General features: G+C 31.1%; 20 protein-coding genes. 12 read left to right on the top strand and 8 right to left on the bottom strand.

Translation table 11 applies throughout. From position 1 onward, the window contains the following. The first annotated feature begins 28 nt into the window (after nt 1-28). Nucleotides 29-2,554 carry a bifunctional lysylphosphatidylglycerol flippase/synthetase MprF gene (mprF, locus tag LQ622_RS00475; protein WP_239761910.1) on the top strand — a complete coding sequence of 842 codons (2,526 nt, stop codon included), beginning with the start codon at nt 29-31 and terminating at the stop codon, nt 2,552-2,554. 388 nt (nt 2,555-2,942) lie between these two features. Here the strand turns inward: mprF and LQ622_RS00470 are convergent, their stop codons facing one another. Then, on the bottom strand, nt 2,943-3,506 hold the full coding sequence (locus LQ622_RS00470) for a LysE family translocator (RefSeq protein WP_239761911.1): 564 nt from the start codon (nt 3,504-3,506) through the stop codon (nt 2,943-2,945). Nucleotides 3,507-3,599: 93 nt separating this feature from the next. Between LQ622_RS00470 and LQ622_RS00465 the strand changes: the two genes are divergently transcribed. Together LQ622_RS00465 and LQ622_RS00460 are read left to right on the top strand one after the other, a co-directional pair. Beyond that, nucleotides 3,600-4,496 (top strand): LysR family transcriptional regulator, encoded by an 897-nt coding sequence (locus LQ622_RS00465; RefSeq protein ID WP_239761912.1) that lies wholly within the window; start codon nt 3,600-3,602, stop codon nt 4,494-4,496. Then, nucleotides 4,496-4,879, top strand: coding sequence for a VOC family protein (locus LQ622_RS00460; protein ID WP_126476731.1), 384 nt, complete (start codon nt 4,496-4,498; stop codon nt 4,877-4,879). The genes LQ622_RS00465 and LQ622_RS00460 overlap by 1 nt, the downstream gene beginning before the upstream one ends. A gap of 78 nt (nt 4,880-4,957) precedes the next feature. Here the strand turns inward: LQ622_RS00460 and LQ622_RS00455 are convergent, their stop codons facing one another. Both LQ622_RS00455 and msrA read right to left on the bottom strand, forming a co-directional pair. Next, a complete protein-coding gene (locus tag LQ622_RS00455; RefSeq protein ID WP_126476732.1) occupies nt 4,958-5,575 on the bottom strand; it encodes a DedA family protein in 618 nt (205 codons plus the stop codon). A gap of 93 nt (nt 5,576-5,668) precedes the next feature. After that, nucleotides 5,669-6,169 (bottom strand): peptide-methionine (S)-S-oxide reductase MsrA, encoded by a 501-nt coding sequence (gene msrA / locus LQ622_RS00450; RefSeq protein WP_037587960.1) that lies wholly within the window; start codon nt 6,167-6,169, stop codon nt 5,669-5,671. 154 nt (nt 6,170-6,323) lie between these two features. Between msrA and LQ622_RS00445 the strand changes: the two genes are divergently transcribed. Further along, nucleotides 6,324-7,301: an LCP family protein gene (locus LQ622_RS00445; protein WP_037587964.1), complete on the top strand. Its 978-nt coding sequence runs from the start codon at nt 6,324-6,326 to the stop codon at nt 7,299-7,301. 71 nt (nt 7,302-7,372) lie between these two features. Here LQ622_RS00445 and LQ622_RS00440 read toward each other — a convergent pair whose 3' ends face one another. After that, nucleotides 7,373-7,558: a 2-hydroxymuconate tautomerase gene (locus LQ622_RS00440; protein WP_037560206.1), complete on the bottom strand. Its 186-nt coding sequence runs from the start codon at nt 7,556-7,558 to the stop codon at nt 7,373-7,375. Beyond that, nucleotides 7,558-8,571, bottom strand: a complete 1,014-nt coding sequence (locus LQ622_RS00435) for a cation diffusion facilitator family transporter (protein WP_196307476.1) — start codon at nt 8,569-8,571, stop codon at nt 7,558-7,560. Before LQ622_RS00435 ends, LQ622_RS00440 begins: the two co-directional genes overlap by 1 nt. 394 nt (nt 8,572-8,965) lie before the next feature. Here LQ622_RS00435 and mqo point away from each other — a divergent pair, with 394 nt between their 5' ends. The 4 genes from mqo (at nt 8,966) to LQ622_RS00415 (ending at nt 12,874) form a co-directional block, all read left to right on the top strand. Next, nucleotides 8,966-10,450, top strand: coding sequence for a malate dehydrogenase (quinone) (gene mqo / locus LQ622_RS00430; protein WP_037587966.1), 1,485 nt, complete (start codon nt 8,966-8,968; stop codon nt 10,448-10,450). A gap of 129 nt (nt 10,451-10,579) precedes the next feature. Continuing rightward, a complete protein-coding gene (locus LQ622_RS00425) occupies nt 10,580-10,984 on the top strand; it encodes a sporulation protein (RefSeq protein ID WP_239774522.1) in 405 nt (134 codons plus the stop codon). A 142-nt stretch (nt 10,985-11,126) separates the two neighbouring features. Then, nucleotides 11,127-12,347, top strand: coding sequence for a Y-family DNA polymerase (locus LQ622_RS00420; protein ID WP_126477888.1), 1,221 nt, complete (start codon nt 11,127-11,129; stop codon nt 12,345-12,347). Between the two features lie 113 nt (nt 12,348-12,460). Further along, nucleotides 12,461-12,874: a VOC family protein gene (locus tag LQ622_RS00415; RefSeq protein WP_185805844.1), complete on the top strand. Its 414-nt coding sequence runs from the start codon at nt 12,461-12,463 to the stop codon at nt 12,872-12,874. A gap of 60 nt (nt 12,875-12,934) precedes the next feature. On the opposite strand, the gene LQ622_RS00410 is transcribed toward LQ622_RS00415, so the two are convergent. Together LQ622_RS00410 and LQ622_RS00405 are read right to left on the bottom strand one after the other, a co-directional pair. Continuing rightward, a complete protein-coding gene (locus LQ622_RS00410; protein ID WP_126477887.1) occupies nt 12,935-13,642 on the bottom strand; it encodes a GntR family transcriptional regulator in 708 nt (235 codons plus the stop codon). A gap of 108 nt (nt 13,643-13,750) precedes the next feature. Continuing rightward, nucleotides 13,751-14,845, bottom strand: a complete 1,095-nt coding sequence (locus LQ622_RS00405; RefSeq protein WP_037587972.1) for a tartrate dehydrogenase — start codon at nt 14,843-14,845, stop codon at nt 13,751-13,753. Between the two features lie 176 nt (nt 14,846-15,021). On the opposite strand from LQ622_RS00405, the gene LQ622_RS00400 reads away from it, so the two are divergent. Next, the gene (locus LQ622_RS00400) at nt 15,022-16,293 is read left to right on the top strand and encodes an SLC13 family permease (RefSeq protein ID WP_037587973.1); all 1,272 of its coding nucleotides are present in this window, start codon (nt 15,022-15,024) and stop codon (nt 16,291-16,293) included. Nucleotides 16,294-16,365: 72 nt separating this feature from the next. Then, nucleotides 16,366-17,502, top strand: coding sequence for a glycerate kinase (locus LQ622_RS00395; RefSeq protein WP_037587974.1), 1,137 nt, complete (start codon nt 16,366-16,368; stop codon nt 17,500-17,502). A gap of 32 nt (nt 17,503-17,534) precedes the next feature. Here the strand turns inward: LQ622_RS00395 and LQ622_RS00390 are convergent, their stop codons facing one another. After that, nucleotides 17,535-19,049, bottom strand: a complete 1,515-nt coding sequence (locus tag LQ622_RS00390; protein WP_126477883.1) for a Na+/H+ antiporter NhaC family protein — start codon at nt 19,047-19,049, stop codon at nt 17,535-17,537. Nucleotides 19,050-19,255: 206 nt separating this feature from the next. Between LQ622_RS00390 and LQ622_RS00385 the strand changes: the two genes are divergently transcribed. After that, nucleotides 19,256-19,459, top strand: a complete 204-nt coding sequence (locus LQ622_RS00385; protein WP_025905978.1) for a helix-turn-helix transcriptional regulator — start codon at nt 19,256-19,258, stop codon at nt 19,457-19,459. Continuing rightward, on the top strand, nt 19,456-20,181 hold the full coding sequence (locus LQ622_RS00380; protein WP_126477882.1) for a DUF3169 family protein: 726 nt from the start codon (nt 19,456-19,458) through the stop codon (nt 20,179-20,181). Before LQ622_RS00385 ends, LQ622_RS00380 begins: the two co-directional genes overlap by 4 nt. The last annotated feature ends 344 nt before the right edge of the window (nt 20,182-20,525 follow it).

Here is a 20,525-nt window from a genome sequence, read left to right as displayed (position 1 = left end):
GTATTACAAAATTAAAGAAGGTTGGAATATGAGACTATTAAATCGAAAGAAAATTTTGCCAGTATTAAAGGCTTTATTTATATGTATCGTATTATGCATCGTTGTATTTGTATTGCATAATGAATTAGGGAAAATCGACTTTAAAAAGACAATCGTTCTTTTTAGAGAAATGAATACTTTTTATTTTGTAGGCATCATTATATTAGGTGTACTTTCCGTTTCTGTTTTATCATTATATGACATGATGTTAAAGCAATCTTTAAAGATCAGTTTGCCGATACACAAAGTACTATCTATTAGTTATATTATCAATACATTTAACAGTATTTTAGGCTTTGGTGGTTTAATAGGTGCTGGTTTAAGAATTTATTCTTATAGAAATGACGTTGAAGATAAGAAAGATTTAGTTAAAAGTGTTTCATTATTATTGTTATCCATGTTAAGTGGTTTAAGTTTATTATGTGCACTTATTGTATTTCGTGTTTTTAATGCGGATGCATTACTAGCTGATATTTCATGGGCTAAAATTGTCATTTATATTGGCAGTTTGTTTCTTCCATTATTTATAGTTGTGTCGTATTTAAAACCTTCTATAAGTCGAGATAGATTGCTTGGATTTAAATTTACAATTGTATCTGCACTCGAATGGATCGCGGCGAGCTACTTATTATTTGTTATTTTAAAAGCTTTACATATACATGTAGACTTTGCGCACTTAGTTGGGATATTTGTCGTTGCAGCCTTATCAGGATTAATTAGTATGATACCTGGTGGCTTCGGTGCGTTTGACTTAGTGATCTTATTAGGTATTAAGTCACTTGGTGTACCTGAAGAAAAAGTACTATTAGCGTTGTTACTTTATAGAGTTGCTTATTACTTCTTCCCATTTATAATCGCACTTGGTTTATCTACATTTGAATTTGGTAGTATCGCTAAAAAATATATCGAAGAAAGTAAATTCTATACACCAGCTGTTGATACAACATCGTTTATCAAGTCTGTGCAAAGTGACTTTATGAACAAAGTACCAACATTAGCACTAGGGCTATTATCTGGTATTACAGGATTTGTTCTTTATTTTAATCACATATTAATCTTATATGATGCTATTTACTCACATCATTATACTTTTTATTCAATCTTATTAGCATTACATACAGCTTCTACACTTATGTTACTGATTTGCGCGAAAGGCGTTATGTCTGGTACGATGCGTTCTATACTCATGAGCATTATTTCTGTCATCGTAATGTTAGTCGTATCCATATTAACGAATAGCACGATCATTGCATTTTTATGGTTAGCGATACTTTTAATATTATTATTTATCGGTTACAAAAATGCACTTGTTGTCAAAAAGATTGTGACACCTATGAAAATAGTTTTAAGTGGTGTATTAATATTAACAATGTTTATCTTCAATAGAATTGTCACTAAAAATTATTTAAATTTATATCCACATGAAGTTACTAAATTTGATAAATATGCTGTATTTACAATGTTCTTAATTGCACTCGCGATATTATGTTTAATCGGTATGTGCATAACCTATATTCTTTCAAAAAGATTCCAAAAAAGTTTATATACAAATGCTACATATGAAACGATACAGAACATTATCGATCAAAACCAAGGTTCTTATGTGAGTCACTTAGCATTTACAGGAGATAAATCATTTTATGTTAATAAAGATGAAGATGTCTTTATTATGTATCGACATAAGATGAATGCAGTTATCGTGTTAGGTGATCCAGTCGGTAATTCGGATAAATATCATGAAGTATTAAAAGAATTTTATGATCAAATGCATTTTTTAGGCCATGATATTATTTTCTATCAAGTACAAAGTAAATTACTATCTTTATATCATGATTATGGAAATGTCTTTTTCAAATTAGGAGAAGAAGCGCTCATAGATCTAGAAACATTTAGTTTATCTGGTAAGAAAAAGCGTGGTATGCGTGCAACACATAATAAAATGGCGTCAGAAGGCTATCAATTTGAAATTATAGAAGCGCCATATGCACAAGATGACATCGATATGTTGAAATCTATTAGTGATAGCTGGTTAGGTGATAGGAGAGAAATGAGCTTCTCAGTTGGATCATTTGATGAAGATTATTTAAATAAAGCACCAATCGCAGTTATAAGAAATGATAATAAAGAAATAGTAGGTTTCTGTTCATTAATGTATACGAATTATAATGAATCCATATCTGTAGATCTAATTAGATGGAACAAAGAAGTAGAACTACCGATGATGGATGCTTTATATATCCATATGTTATTATGGGCACAAGAACAAGGCTATAAACAATTTAATATGGGAATGGCTACGTTATCCAATGTAGGGCATAATCAATATGCATATTTAAGAGAAAAATTTGCAGCAAAAGTATTTGAAAATATGAATGGATTATATAGCTTCCAAGGATTACGGAATTATAAACAAAAATTTTATCCAGAATGGGAACCAAGATATTTAGTATATCGAAAATATAGTTCGCTATTATGGAATTTAATAAGAGTATCATTAACAATTAATCATAAATAAAAAAGTCTGGGAGATAATTCCTAACTCAAATTATTAACACCTCATTCTACTGATTTATTCAGTATAAAATGAGGTGTTATTTTTTATAATCTACGATTTTGTTCGTGCATGCTTGCCTAGGGTATGGTTCGAGCCTGTAGTCTCTCACACATACTATTCCCTCAGGCGTCAGCACAGCACAAAATCGTTACAAATTTCCAATTTTATACAAAAAAATAAAGCACTCTCGTATAATTTAATTAATCATGACAAAAACCAAATCAACGAGGTGCCTTATGTATAAAGTGTATAACATGTCTCAAATAACTCTACCATTAAATATTGAAGTATTGATTCCAGAAAATGATATTGCACATTATGTTTTTTAGTTAAATCTCACTTTTATTCATTAATAAAAAATGCTTAATGCGGAGTATAGGATTAATAATGACATAACAGTATTGAATATATAATGATATTTATTGAGATATCTTTTTAAATAGTGTCCTAATACGCCCCATATAATAAGACAAGCCCAACCAATAATAATTGTTAGTACCATATATATAAATGGTTTGTTATTGGAATTAGGGATAATAAAAACACCTAGTAACGTGATATAAAATAATAATGTTTTCATATTTAAAATTTGTAATAAAAATCCTGCTTTAAAAGTAGAATATACATCACCAGTTTCATCGTTTTTACTAGCAGTAAACGTTTTATAGGATAGATACAGTAAATATACAAATCCAAATATTTTCAGTGTTTGTTCAACTGCTTCAATATATTCTTCAAATAAGTATAAACAAATAGAAGCTAAAATAGCTAAAAATAAAAAACCTGCTAATATACCAAGTATAAATTTTTTTGCACCTAATAAACCATGTTTTTTTGTAGAATTCATAATAAAAATATTACTTGGACCTGGCGTAATAGATGTTACAAAAACATAAATTAAAAACGCAGACATGTTCTTCACCTCTATATAAATTTTAATGTCTTTTTGGTTATAAGTGAAATTAATGTTATTATTAATACATTAATAAAATTAATAGGTGATTGAATGAATATAAAGCAGTTAAAAATTTTAAAGACACTTATAGAAACGAAGAGTTATACAAGAACAGCGGAATTACTAAACTATACGCAATCAAATGTATCTCAACAAATTAATCAGTTAGAAGCAGAATTGAAAAATGAATTATTTATATACTCAAACAAAAAATTGATTGAAAGTGAGTTTCTTTTAAAAATATTACCTTTAGTTAATGATTATATTTCAACACACGATCAAATTATTAAATTATCGAACGAGGACATGACTCATAAATTAAAAATAGCAGCACCCGAATCACTAGTTACAACAGGATTAAGTGAAGTTATAAAAATATTTTTAGAAAAATTTCCAAATACAGAATTTGATTTGCTTAATAATACTTGTAGTAAAAATCAAGCATCACTTATGAATGGTGAAGTAGATATAGCTTTTGTGATCAATACTAGAATCCAAAATAATGCAATAAAAAAACATAAATTAAGTGATGATGAAATTGTTATTGTGGCACATCATTCTGCTCCAGATACATTAGATGAGTTGTTAAGTAGTAAACGGTATAATCATTTTGTAATAAATGAAAAAGACAGTACTTATCGCACGATGTTTGAAGATTTTTTAAGTAGTAACTTAAAGGAAGTTTCTAAAACAACAGAATTATGGAGTATAGATGCAATTAAGACATTTTTAATAGATGATATGGGATTTAGTGTATTGCCATATAGAACTGTAGAGAAAGAAATAAATTCAAATAAGTTAAAAATCATAGAGGGAAATGAGCAATTTCCTACTTTTTATTCATTCGCTTTAACAAAGAAGAAAAATTGGGATAACAATCTCATTGATTTATTTATTCAAGAAGCAAAAATATATATGGGAAGAAATATGAAAAAGGAGGAAAAATAATGAAAATAGAAGGAATCGATCATATTGTTTTGACTGTTTCTAATATTGAAAAGACATTGGATTTTTATAGCAACATATTAGGAATGGAAATTATTGAATTTGGGGAAAATAGAAAAGCTTTAAAGTTTGGGAATCAAAAAATTAACTTGCATAGCGAACATAATATCATTAAACCTAGCGCTCATAACCCAATGGCAGGTTCAGCTGATATATGTTTAATAACTAAAACTAGTATTGAAGAAGTTGTATCTCATTTAAATAATCATAACGTTAACATTGAGGTAGGGCCAATCGATAAAGTTGGTGCACTTGGTGAAATCAATTCTGTTTATTTAAGAGATCCCGATAATAATTTAATCGAAATTTCAAACTATAAAAACTAAAAACACTTATTTATAGAATACAAAAAACTTTCATAACCAATCCTTAGAAAAAGGGGTTATGAAAGTTTTGTTTTTTATTTAATTAACACGTGTTTCTTTAATGCGTTTATACCATAAGTATAGTACATAAAGTACTGCTATCGCGATAATCGCGATAAACACTTTAGAATACATACCTACATATACGAGAATTTGATGCCAGTGATTGCCTAGCATTTTACCTAGCATAATTAGAAATATATTCCACATACCTGTACCGATTGCTGTTAAAAGTATAAATACGGGTAAGTTCATTTTAGTTATACCGGCTGGTAATGAAATGAGCGTTCTGACAATTGGGATAAAGCGTCCTAAAAAGATAGCCCAATGTCCATATTTATCTAACCATTGAATGGTCTTATCTAAGTCTTGTGTTTTGATACCTATATATTTGCCACGTTTATGTATAAATTTATATAAACGTTCTTCTCCTATAAATGCACCAATACTGTATAATACAAGTGCTCCGAGTACGGCTCCTAAAATTGTAAGTAAACATACAATTATGATATTCAACTCTGACTGTGAAGTCATAAAGCCTGCGAATGTTAATATGATTTCAGAAGGGAAGGGGTGTATAACATATTCTAAAAATACGAGTATGAAGACACCGATATATCCATAATGCGTCATAAAATCAGTAATCCATTGTTCCATAATGTTCTCCTTTTATATCTTAAATACTGATAGATGTTATATAAAAATAACAGTATAGCATAATTGTATACGATACTGTTATGCTATACTTGTTTATTTTAAACTTTGTCTAATTGTTTGTTCTTCTTGATATCTTTCAGGATTCTTCTTATAGAAATCTTGATGATAATCTTCAGCTTTATAAAAAGGCTTATATGGTAATAGTTTTGTAACGACTGATTTTCCCTCTGGTAATTCTTTATTGAGTTGTTCGATATATTGTTCAGCAAGTTTCTTCTGATCATCATTTGTATAGAAAATAGCTGTTTCGTATTGCGTACCTCTGTCTTGGAATTGTCCATGAGCATCAGTAGGGTCAATAATTGCAAAATATATTTCTAGCAGTCTATTATATGAGAATAAAGCTACATCATATTGGATTTCGACAACTTCATAATGTCCGGTATCACCCTTTTTTACTTCTTCGTATGTTGGATTTTCAGTTGTTCCACCCATATAACCTGAAGTCACTTTATCTATTCCTTCATATTGGTCAAATGGCTTAACCATACACCAAAAGCATCCTCCTGCAAAATACGCTTTATTCATATTCATGATATTTTTACCATCCTTTATTCAGTCTCAAGTCTTATTTTTAAGTTAGCTTTGCAATTTTTCTTGATTTTTAGTATATAAATTGGTTAACTTAATGTATGAGTCTCATTATAATATAATTAGACTCAATTTTGAAGATAAAAGGTTGGTAACAATGACTTCGCATAATCAATCAGAAACTGAAGATAATCGTCAAACGAATATACCTACAAGAAGAAAAAAGCGTAGAATTAAAAAAAGACCTTTTATTTTCTTAGGTATCATCTTACTTTTAATTGGACTTGGATTTTACATTAATGCTTCTTATAAATCTGGTTTGAAAGTTTCATCAGATAACGGTAAAAAGCAACAATTACATAAATTCAATAGTACAACGCGGAATGATGGTAAAGTAAATGTGCTCGTATTAGGTGAGGACCGCAAAGTAGATAATTCACAACCTAGAACAGACTCAATTATGATTGTTCAATACGATTACTTGAAAAAAGATCTCAAAATTGTATCTGTCATGAGAGATATTTATTCAGAAATCCCAGGTGGCTATCGTAATTATAAGATTAATACTGCATATTCATTAGGCGGACCTGAATTATTACGTAAGACATTGAAGAAGAACCTTGATATTGATCCGGAATACTATGCAATTATCGATTTTGATGGATTTGAAGAAATGGTCGATGAAATTGCACCTAAAGGCGTTCCAATCGATGTTGAAAAAGATATGTCTGCAAAAATTGGTGTTTCTTTAAAACAAGGGCAACATAATTTAAACGGGAAAGAATTATTAGGTTATGCGCGCTTTAGACACGATGAAGAAGGTGACTTTGGTCGTGTTAGAAGACAACAACAAGTTATGACTGCACTAAAATCAGAATTGATGAGTGTAGATTCAGTTGTTAAAGCACCGAAATTAGCTGGTATTGCTAGAGGTTATGTTAATACCAATTTAGATGACCAAACAATTTACAAAACGGGAGCTAGCTTCTTAGCTAGAGGCGATAAAGATATTAAGACGTTAACAGTCCCTGTTAAAGGTTCTTATACAAATGAGAATGATATTGAAAATGGGGCAGTATTAAAAATCGACAAAGAAAAAAATAAAGAAGCAATTAAGAAATTTCTTAACGATTAATCATTAAGGAAACTAAAAAAGCAATAAATGGTCAAAGTGACCATTTATTGCTTTTTATATTGATATAGTTCTTATGAATCAGATTTACGAGTACCAGCAACACCGTAGTGTTCAGGTTTCATTTCTTCAATAATGACATGAATATTTTCTTTTGGTGCTTTTGCATTTTGATGAACAGCTTCTGTAACATCTTTTACAAGACCTTTCAATTGTTCATCAGATCTACCTTCAATTAATTTAATGTTTACGATTGGCATTATAAACGCTCCTTATTATATTGAATATTTGCTGAAGGACCACTATCTCCATTCCAGTCTGTTTGACCGTCATCTTCTATGAATTCAATGTTCACATCTTCAACATGAGATAAGTCTAACAATTTTAATATAATCCGTTTTCTGATATCTGACAACTCTTTAAGTGTATAATTGTGATTAACTTCTAATAAACATTCTATATGAAGTGCTTCTCCTTCTTTAATAACAGCGAGTCTTTTAATATCACTAATTGCTTTATCATCTAATATGACACGTGAAGCATGTATTTCAGATTCATGATCTGCAATACCAAGAACGCCTTGTGCATTTTCAATGAAGATAATACCCACAACGATAAACATCATCACACCAATAATGACTGAAGCAATACCTTCTAACATACCCAATCCTGTTAATCTTGCGATAATGATTGAAAGAACGGCAATAATACCACCACCAGTTGCAACAGTATCTTCCATGAATACTAATTTTGTTGCAGGTTTTGCTTTACCAATCAGTAAATAACTTTTAGTAAATGGTGTCAATAATCCTTTACTGCTTTCACCAGCTTCTTCCAAGATTTCTTTACCAGCTTTTCTTAAAACACTACCTTCTAAAATAATACCGATAGCTAGAACAGCGATATTAATCCAGAAGAATAATATTGGTCCACCAGTTTCATTTGGATGAACAATATGGTGAAAACCTTCTTTAACAGTCTCATAAGATAAAATACCTACAATAATGACAGCTATTAAACAGACGAGGTTAATTAATCTTCCATATCCAAGAGGAAACTTCTCATTCGGACTTCTTTTAGAAAATGCTGATCCTAAAAATACGAAAAGTTGGTTTGCTGCATCACCGAAAGAGTGCATCATTTCAGCAAACATCGCAATGTTTCCTGTAAAGATAAAAGCAAATAACTTTAAACAACCTAAAATAAAGTTAACAATTGCAGCAGAAAGCGAAGACTTGCTTCCTTTTTTAAGTAAATTAATGAAAGCTTTCATAAAAAACTCCTTTAAAATATTTTTGTTTTGATTATACCACTATAATACCCAAATTTTTTATAATATAAGTATTTTTATGTAAATATCATAATAATATTATGTAAACTATAAATGTTAATAGAATTTTTTTAAACCTTCATTTAGGGAATGTGTTATACTATTTATATAGATATATTAATTAAGTTATACTAATTCTCGACTATTTTAATGTAACTTAATAATAAAATTAACTTATTACACATTGTGCACTTGTTGTCACTTTTTAAATGAAAGTATAAGGTTTATAATAGTAGTAATACATAGATTAATTCATACAAATTATTCATTTGTATATTTTTTATGGACATATATTTAGTCGAAATGGTTAATATTGAAAGGGGCTCTGTAGTTAATTATGAATGCTTTACATAAGAAAACAGATGTAATATTAATTGGTGGAGGCATTATGAGTGCTACTTTAGGTACAATGCTTAAAGAATTATCACCAAACTTAGAAATTAAATTATTTGAAAAATTATCAAAACCTGCTGAAGAAAGTTCTAACGAATGGAATAACGCGGGAACTGGTCATTCAGCATTATGTGAATTGAATTATACTAAAGAAGAGGCGGATGGTTCAGTTAATATTGATAAAGCAATTCAAATAAATGAACAATTTCAATTATCAAAGCAATTTTGGACATATTTAGTAAACAAAGGTAGTTTAACAGATCCACAATCATTTATTCGTCCTGTACCACATATGAGTTTTGTGTATGGAGACAAAAATGTACAATTTTTGAAAAATAGATGTGATGCATTATCAAAAAATCCATTATTCAATGGTATGACGTTTACAGATAATTTTGAAACGTTAAAGCATTGGATGCCACTTATGATGGAAGGGCGTTCTCAAGATGAAAGAATTGCCGCAACTAAAATTGAATCTGGTACAGATGTAAACTTTGGGAATTTAACACGCTCACTATTAAGTGACTTAAAAGACCAAGGCGTAGAGTTAAATTATAATCATTCTGTTCAGAATATTCGAAGAAATGAAGATAATTCATGGCAATTAAAAATCTATAATGCCGAAACTAAAAAGGTTGAATATCACAATACTCAATTTGTGTTTATCGGTGCTGGTGGCGGTAGCTTACCACTTTTACAAAAAACAGGCATAAAAGAAGCTTCTAATATTGGAGGTTTTCCAGTTAGTGGTTTATTTATGGTATGTAATAATGAAGAAATTATTGCTAAACACGATGCTAAAGTATACGGTAAAGCAAAAGTTGGCGCGCCACCAATGTCAGTACCACATTTAGATACTAGATACATTGAAGGTAAGCGTTCATTATTATTTGGACCATTTGCTGGTTTCTCACCTAAATTCTTAAAAACTGGTTCAAACTTAGATTTATTTGGTTCAGTGAAACCGAATAATATCTTTACGATGTTATCAGCTGGTTTAAAAGAAATGGGATTAACGAAATATTTAGTAGAACAAGTCTTATTGTCAGATGAAAAGCGTCTAGAAGAACTAAAAGAATTTATACCGACTGCTAAGTTAGAAGATTGGGATATCGTGATCGCTGGTCAACGTGTACAAGTCATTAAAGATACAAAAGAAGGCGGAAAGGGTACATTACAATTTGGTACTGAACTTGTAACAAGTGAAGATGGCTCTATTTCTGCATTATTAGGTGCCTCTCCAGGTGCTTCTACTGCTGTACATGTTATGTTGCAGTTACTTGAAAAATGTTTCCCTAATGAATTTGTAAACTGGGAAGATAAAATTAAACAAATGATTCCTTCATTTAGAACAAATTTATCTGATAATCCAGATTTATTTAATGAAATTAATACATCAACTTCGAAAGCTTTAGGTTTATATAAGTAAGTTTATGTTGAAAATTGACGATTGTTAAAAAAATAATCAACAATAATTAAAAAATCCTCTTTAATCACTTTAAATTTTAGTTTAATCGAGTTAAACTATCTTTAATGAAGATTAAGGGGGATTTGTATTATGTTTGAAAAGTTACTTACCTCTATAGGTGTCGGTAATCTAACAATCGATACGCGTTTAGAAAAAATGACTTTTAATGAAGAAGAGCCTATAAAAGGTAAAGTAATATTTAAAGGCGGTTCATGTGATTTAGAAGTTAAATATATTGAATTGTCACTTATTGAACGCGTCAATAATCAAAATGAGGATAGTGATTTTTCGGAATTTGATTATGAACTGCATAAGCATAAAGTTAATCAATCCTTCTTGATTAAGAAAAAAGACCATCAAGAATACGAATTTGAATTTAAATTAGAACAAATTGAATTCAAAGGCGAGCCAGAAGAAATATTTTTAAAGACACATGTTCATATCGATCAGTCAATTGGCGCTGACGACGAAGAAAAATTAAGTATAGTACAATAACTTATAATGAAGTCTTACAAAGTTGACCTATCAGAGGTTAATCTTTGTAGGACTTTTTTATTAAGACAAAATAAATTCCTTGAAATAGAACAAGTGTTCGTATATAATGATAATACAAACAAATGTTCTGGGAGGTGATGTGATGTACAATTACAGTGATTTCCAAGAGAGATATATTTTATGTTTAAGTCATCATAATTTTTTTGCAAATGTGTCATGTGTTTCTAAAGGTATTAACCCAAATGAAAATAAATTAGCTGTTATTTCTGATACGAAAAGGCAAGGCGCCATCGTTATTTCAGCTACTGAGCCATTACAAGAATTAGGAATCAAGACCGGTTCACGTCTATTTGAAATACCACACAGAAATGATATCTTTATCATTAATCCAAATATGAAACAATATATAAACTATGCAAATGCTATTTATAAAGTATTGCTTAATTATGTACATGAAGTTGATATCCAACAACATCGTGTAGACGAAATTTTTATTGATGTGACAGATTATTATAAACAATATTGTGATAATCCAAGTGAATTTGCTGCAAGAATCCGAACTGAAATAGAACAAGAAACACAATTGAATTGTCATATAGGTATTGGACCGAATATGTTGCTGAGCAAGTTGGCTTTAGATAACGAGTCTTACCAACATGATCAATCAATTGGAGTATTAAATTATAGCGATATAAGAGATAAAGTGTGGCCGATACATCCATTGCATAAAGTGTGGGGGATAAATGATCGGTTAGAAAAGGAATTAAATGAGCTTGGTTTATATACTGTTGGAGATTTAGCACGCTATCCAGTTAATAAATTAACACAATTATATGGAACGATGGGTAAGGAATTGAATTTAATCAGCAATGGAATAGATACTAATACTGTACGAGAAGCGCATAGTATTTATAATCCGAACATTAAATGTGAAGTCGCGCTTGAGAAACAATACCAATATTATGAGATGAAAGAAATCATTCTTCAACAAGTGGAACGTTTAACAAAGCAACTAAGATCTAGAAATTTATTAGTTAAGACAATTGCTTTTTCACTGAAAAGTAATGTCAATACAATCTCTAAAACTTATACTTTAAAAGATGGCACGAATATTACGATGGATATATTTAGAGTAATCTGGAGTTTTACAGAACAGTTAAGTGATAAACATGAGAAGTATTCAGCATTAAATATTTCACTTACACAACTCGTGCCAGAACGAGCTCGTGAACTGAATTTATTTATAGATACATTTGAGCGAGAACGTGATGAAGCATTAGCATTGCTTACAAATGAAATGAGTGTCAATAACACATATAGTAGACAAGAAGAAAGTATTCATAATCTAGCCAATTATAGATGAAATACAAAAAATAATCACTATGTGTTAAAAATGTAAATTTTATTAACATTTGACAAACTCTTTGCACATTTATATACTTATTTTGATTAACAATCAAATATGGGGAGTGGTGCATGGTGATTAAACAAGTTACACCTTATCTTTACTTTAACGGAACTTGCGAAGAAGCGTTAGCGTTTTATAGTGAAGCCTTAGATGGAAGCGTAAGAGAATCACAAACTTATGGTGACGCAGGTGTAGATGCCTCCGAAGATCCTAATAGAATTATACATGCACAATTAGAAGTTAATGGTCATTTATTTATGTTTTCTGATATCCCAAATGACGATGATTCACTTCATAAGAATCACAATATATATATTGTTTTAGAATTTGAAACAGAAGAACAAATTAATGAAGTTTATAATATCTTTAAAGAAGGTGGACAAGTTCAAATGGAACTTGGACAAACTTTCTGGGGTCAAACATATGCAAAAGTAATAGATAAATTTGGTATAGGTTGGGATTTAACGTATACTCATCAATAAAATAAAGTATAAAGAAAAACCATAAACATTTTTTTTAATTAAAGTTTATGGTTTTTTAATCTAGTCATTTAATGAATTAACAATTTCTCCCCACGATCTTTTTCTGTGAGATTGCATAGCTAATCGTGCTGCATGCTTATCTTTAGCTTCTATACATGCAATAATCGCTTTATGTTCAACGATAGATTGATATGGAACAGGACGATCATTGATTGTGAATAATCTAGCTCTAAATAATTGGTCTGCATGAATATTAATAACGCTACTTAAGCGTGTATTATTTGCAAAACTAATTAAATCTGCATGGAATTGATCATCTAATATCGACCATTCGTATAAATTATTTTGTTCAAGTTGTTCTTGTTGTAATTCTATTAAATGCTTTAAATGTGCTATATTTTCTTCTGTCACTTTAGTTGTCGCTAATTCTACTGCCAAACCATCTAATGTTTCAGTAATTTCATAGATTTCCTTCAAATCATGCTTTTTTATCGGATTGATATGAAAGCCACGCCTCGGAATTAAAGTCAGTAATCCTTCAGTTTGTAGTCTCACTAACGCCTCTCTAACAGGTGTACGACTCATTTCTAAAGCTTCAGCAATTTCTCTTTCTAAAATTGTTTGACCTGGCTCAAGTATTAAATTTTTAATCGCAATACGTAATATATGATAAGCACGAATAGGTAATCGCTGTTCATCTAACTGTTTAGCGATGTCTAGAAGTTTTCCTTTTAAAGAATCATACTCAATTTGATGCTCTTCTGACATGTCGTATCCTCCTCATTCAAATAATAAAAAATACACGTCTTTCTTAAAATGAGTTTCTCTCATTATAACAGAAAGACGTGCGGTTATATAAAATGATTACGAATAAAATTATTGCTTCACATTTGAATGTAAGTTCTCAATAATTGAATCTGCCATTTCTTTAGTTGTTGTATTACCACCAATGTCTATTGTAAGTGCGCCAGAACCAGTCGCTTTCTTAATAGCTTCATTGACTTGATTTGCTTCTTCTTTTAATCCTAAATGATCTAACATTAATGCTGCACTACCAATAGCTCCAATAGGGTTTGCGATACCTTTACCAGCAATATCTGGTGCAGAACCATGAACTGATTCAAACATACTTGGATAACGACGATCTGGATTTAAGTTTGCACTTGCTGCAATACCTAAACTACCTGCTAATGCACTACCTAAGTCAGATAAAATATCTGCTAATAAGTTAGATGCAACTACGACTTCTAAATCTTCTGGATGTAACACAAAGTGTGCCGCCATAGCATCAACTAACCATTGATCAGTTTCAACATCAGGATATTCTTTGCTCACGCGTTTAAATACATCATCCCATAATACCATCCCATATTGTTGCGCATTACTTTTAGTAACACTTGTTACTTTTTTTCGTTTACGCTTTCTTGCAGTTTCAAAAGCATATCTAATAACACGTTCACAGCCTTTTTCTGTAAATAAAGATGATTGAACGGCTACTTCATTTCCTTCACCTCTACCAGTGAAGTTTCGACCACCAACACCTGAATATTCACCTTCAGAATTTTCACGGATGAGTACCCAATTTAAAGATTCAACATCAGGATGATTTAATTTACTTTCAACACCTGGTAAAAATTCAACTGGACGAATATTAGCCCACTGGTCAAATCCTTGGCATATAGCAATTCTCAATCCCCATAAGCTAATGTGGTCGGGAACATTTGGGAACCCAACAGCACCAAAGTATATAGCATCATAGTCTTTTAATGTTTCTAGCCCATCTTCCGCCATCATGCGACCATTTTCTAAATAATACTCACATCCCCAAGGGAAGTAATCAAAATCAAATGAAAATTGATTATTGGATTGCTCTGCTAAATGATCTAATACACGAACCCCTTCGTTAATAACTTCTTTACCAATACCATCACCTGGAATGACAGCAATTTTAAATGTTTTTTGTTGTGACATGTTAAATAACCTCCTGTTTCTTTGTGATACATCCATTATTAAATAATGTATACGTTAATGTCAACATATAACTTAAAAAGAAAAATATTTCACTAAATTATTGACTTAATGTATACGTTAATGTACGATGATTGAAATGAAAACGCTATCAAATTTTGGAATAAGGGGTGTTTAGTATGGATAGTTCAATAATTACTTTAATATTTTTAGTATTTGCAATAGTTATGTTCGCTTGGGAAAAGATACCGTTAGCTGTAACTGCGATGATCGTCGCAATTGGATTAGTCATTACAGGCGTACTTAAACCTGAAGAAGCTTTTGCAGGATTCGTTGATAGTAACGTACTATTATTTATGGCTATGTTTATTGTTGGTGGCGCGTTTTTCGAGACGGGAATGGCTCAAAAAATAGGGGGAATCGTCACAAAATTTGCTAAAACTGAAAGACAATTAATTATTTCTGTAATGTTAATAACTGGTTTAATGTCAGGGGTACTTTCTAATACAGGTACTGCAGCAGTTTTAATACCAGTTGTAATTGGTATTGCAGCAAAATCCGGTTTTTCAAGATCTACTTTACTATTACCATTAGTTTTTGCAGCTGCAATGGGTGGTAACTTAAGTTTAATTGGTGCACCTGGTAACATGATTGCACAATCAGCGCTTAAACAAATAGGTGATGGATTTGGATTTTTTGAATATGCAAAAGTAGGATTACCAATTCTGATTATCGGTATATTATATTTCACTTTAATTGGACATAAATTATTACCTAAAAGAGAAGAAGTCGATCTTGAAGAAGATTCAATATATGCACAAGAAGTTGATTATTCAAAGGTTCCAAAATGGAAACAAGTTATGTCTTTAGGCGTATTGATTTTAACCGTTATTGCAATGATTTTTGAACAGCAAATAGGTATTGCGTTACATGTTTCTGCATGGATCGGTGCTTTAGTATTAATAGCGACAAGAGTTATTCCTGAGAAAAAGGCAATGAGATCAATTGATATGAATACGATACTATTATTTGTAGGTTCACTTGCTTTAGCAAATGCTATTCAAGTATCTGGTGCAGGAAAGGTGATAGCCAGTTCATTAATGAGTACATTAGGTAAAGACCCATCACCGTATGTATTATTATTTGTTATACTCGTATTATCTGCTACGATGACGAATTTTATGTCTAACACAGCAACAACTGCATTATTAGTTCCGATTAGTATTTCTATAGCAAATGGTATGGGAGCTGATCCTAGCGCTGTATTAATGGCGACTGTAATCGGTGGTTCACTAGCATTTGCAACACCAATTGGTATGCCTGCCAATACAATGGTTTATGGTCTTGGTGGATTTAAGTTTAAAGACTATGCTATAGCGGGTATCCCACTAATTATTTTATCTATCATTGTTTCAATGATTCTATTACCAATATTCTTCCCATTTTATTAATTAAATCTGTTAATTTTATAATTTTTCTGTAACATATAATTAGAACGAAATCTTAAGAAGGTGGCGTTATTCATGAAAGTATTAATTGCACCAGATTCCTTTAAAGGTAGTATAGATGCACTCAGTGCTGCGCAAGCGATAGAACGTGGCATTTTAACAGTAGATCCTGAAACTAAAACGTTTCTTCTTCCAATGGCAGATGGTGGAGAAGGTACGATGATTAATTTAGTGCAAGCAACTAAAGGAACAGTAGTAGAAGTTAATAGTATAGATCCGTTATCAAGACCTTTACTATCAAGTTATGGTATAACTGGCGATGGAAAGACAGCTATTATCGAACTAGCAACAAGTTCAGGGATTGATTTACTAAAACAAGAAGAACTTAATCCATTACATACGACCACTTATGGAACAGGCTTACTTATTAAAGATGCCATTGAAAAAGGTATTAAACATTTTATTGTATGCTTAGGTGGAAGTGCTACAAATGATGCGGGAATTGGTTTGTTACAAGCATTAGGTTATCAATTTTTAGATGAAAATGGTGTAGATATACCATTAGGTGCAGAACATATTCATAACATTGTTACGATAGATGAATCAAATGTGATGCCACAAATACATGATGTGAAATTTGAAATTGCTTGCGATGTGACGAATCCATTCGTTGGTAAACAAGGGGCGAGTTATATATTTGGTCCTCAAAAAGGTGCAACTCCAGAAATCGTTGAAAGGCTAGATCAATCATTTATTCATTTTGCAGATGTTATTAAGACAATTAAAGGCAAAGTAATAAGCAATATAGAAGGTGCTGGCGCTGCAGGTGGAACAGCAGGTGGCATGTTAGCGTTCTTAAATGCAGAATTAAAAAGAGGTATCGAACTTGTAGTAGATTTTGTGAATTTTAAAGATATTATTAATGAGAATGAAATAGACTTGATTATTACTGGTGAAGGTAAAATTGACGGTCAAACTTCTGGTGGTAAAGTCATATCAGGAATTGCACAAATTGCAAAGTCTTATCAAATACCTGTTATCGCTATTGGTGGTACGGTTGAGATGCCATTATCAGCACTTCACGAACAAGGTTTAACTGCGGCATTTAGTATTGCAAATGGTCCTATGACTTTAGAAGATGCTATGAATAATGGTGATAAACTCATTGAACAACAAACTGAACAAATTTTTAGAGCGCTTAAATGGAAATAATGAAAAGAGGTGGGAAAAATCCCACCTCTTTTTTAATGATTATACCGATATTTCTGAACTTGATTAATAATGAAGACGCCACAAATCATGAATAAGATAGCTAAAATAAGTGTGAATTTAAAATCAATCATACTTGTAACAAGTAAGGCAATCGTTGTTACAACGCCATTAAATATAGCAATCGGTACTTGGGTCTTATTGTGATCTTTATGGTCAGCACCAGCACCTGTTGATGATAATATGGTTGTATCTGATATTGGAGAACTATGATCGCCGAAAATACCTCCAGAAATAACAGCTCCAATACAAACTGCTAACGAAATGTCTAAATGATACCCTAATGGAATTGCGAGTGGTAACATAATTGCAAATGTTCCCCAAGATGTTCCGTTTGCGAAAGACATACATGCACCAACTAGGAATATTAAAGCAGGTACTATAGCAGGTGGTATCGTGCCATCGATAACTTGAACGATGTAGTTAGCCGTTCCTAATTTGTCCAATACACCGCCTAATGACCATGCTAATACTAAAATAACTAAAATATCTGTCATGTTTTTCATACCGGAAGTATAAATATTTAATGACTGGCTAATAGTTTTAACTTTATAAAATAACATTAATAAGATAATAGAAATAGCAGCAAAGAAATAAGATAAACTTAAAGCTATTCTGAAATCTTTTCCTTCCACACTTTGGAATGGAAAGCCTTTTGGTGCTAATAATGTAAACAATGAAACAATTAAGATGACGATAGGTAACCAAATTAAAATAGGTTTACTTTTATTTTCAACATCTTTATCGACTTCCACACTTTCTCTTAATGGTTTCGCATTGTCCCAATAAATTTGTCCAGTATTCATTATTCGATCCTCAGCTGCTTTCATAGGTCCGAAATCTAATTTTAATAAAATAATAAGAGGAACGATTAATACCGCAAGGACTGGATAAATAAAGTAGGGTAATGAAACCATAAAGGCATCCCATGAGGACATATCTATACTTAATCGTTTAAATTCTGTATCAATTAACCCCATAATATAAACGCCCCAACCAATAAACGGTACCATTACAGAAACTGGCGATGCAGTTGAATCAATAATCCAAGCTAATTTTTCTCGAGAAATCTTCGCTTTATCAAATAAACTTTCATAAATTGGTCCAACAATTAAAGGTGTGCCCATTTCTGAAAAGAATATTATAATACCACTAAACCAAGCAGCAAGTTGGATTTTGATACGACTTTTCGCACCAGATATAAACCGATTTGCAAATGCTTTTGCACCACCTGAATTTTCAAGCAACGCAACAAATCCACCGATAAACACTAACAAAATGAGTATTCCAGCATTATATTCATCTGCAACTGTGCTATACAAATAATCTCCAAGTAACTTTTTTAAAGAAGATATCGGATGAAAACTCGTTAACAAGAGTATGCCTGAAAATAATCCTAAAAATAATGAAACAATAACACTTCTCGTAAGTAATACCATAATGATGGCTATAATTGGAGGAATAATCGACCAAAAGCCAAAATGATCCATAAAAATACCCCCTTCAAAATATTCTGAAATATGTAATTATTTAATCTTCACATATAATTACAAATAAGTAAATATGATTTTAATAAATTAACAAAGATATGCATTCTTATACATAGTAGTTGTGACAATTATATATATCAAAATGACAAGTATAGTTGTCATTTTGACTATAATCATGTATATTGATAAATGTAGGTGGTGGTCAAATGAGAAATAGGGTAAAAGAGTTAAGAGCTCGGGAAGGATTTAACCAAACTGAATTGGCTAAAAGAGCAGGTATTTCAAGACAAACAGTTTCTTTGATAGAACGGAATAACTTTATGCCATCTGTATTGACTGCTGTTAGAATAGCAAGAATACTCAAAGAAAATGTTGAAGATGTTTTCATATTCGAGGAGGATGAATTATGAAAAAGAATAAAATTATGTTAATAGGTAACTTAATATTATATATGTTGATCGGTGGTCTAGTAGGAGGATTACTAACAAGTATTTTTAAAAAAGGACATGACTTTTTAGAAATTGAACTTACGACCGTGCAAACTGATATTACAGCCATTATTCTAGCAATCGCATTAATCATTTTATTTATCATTTTATTAAACGTTTATAAAAAAGCTGAAAAATATAGAAAATATGAAACAAATCCAGAAAATGAGGATGAAATAGAAATACAGTTAGAAAAAACATTAATTTATCCACCCATATTGCTTGGTATTATTATGACAATAGCATTAACAATACTAAATATCGTCATTAATTTAACAAAAGAACCAAGTATGCTATCATTGTTAATTGCGATGATTTCATTAATAGCAACAGCACCAATATCATATATGCATTTATCTAAATTGAGAAAATTATACCCAGAGCGAAACTATCCTAAAGCAGGAGATAAAAAATTAAATGAAAAAATGATTGATATGATGGATAGTGGAGAACAATATATTACATTAATTGCACTACAAAAAACTTATACACTGAACCAACAATTAATAATTGGATGTATAGCACTAGCATCAATATTCTCGGTTTCTTCAGATAATAATCAATTCTTTAGTGTGTCATTATTAATCATTTTATATTTAGTCAACACAATGTATTTCTCTAAAAAAGTATCAGAATCAATATAAAAAAACTGCCTATTATGGGCAGTTTTTTGTTTGAATATAGGGGGATGTACAATAGAAGGAATCCAAGTCATAGCTTAACGACTGAGTAAAGCCAAGAGATAGCCTAAGTCATGGCTTAACGTCCTAATTAAGCCAAGAGAACGTCCAAGTCATGGCTTAACGTCCTAATTAAGCCAAGAGATCGTCCAAGTCATGGCTTAACGTCCTAAATAAGCCAAGAGATAGCCTAAGTCATGGCTTAATGCCTAACTTAAGCCAAGAGATCGTCCAAGTCATGGCTTAATGCCTAACTTAAGCCAAGAGATAGCCCAAGTCATGGCTTAATGCCTAACTTAAGCCAAGAG

Origin of the sequence: Mammaliicoccus sp. N-M50 (genome assembly GCF_022386995.1) — a bacterium.
In the GTDB taxonomy this organism is placed as follows: Bacteria; Bacillota; Bacilli; order Staphylococcales; family Staphylococcaceae; genus Mammaliicoccus; species Mammaliicoccus sciuri_A.
Note: the sequence above shows the minus strand (reverse complement) of the source record. Positions and strands in the feature narration are given on the sequence as shown.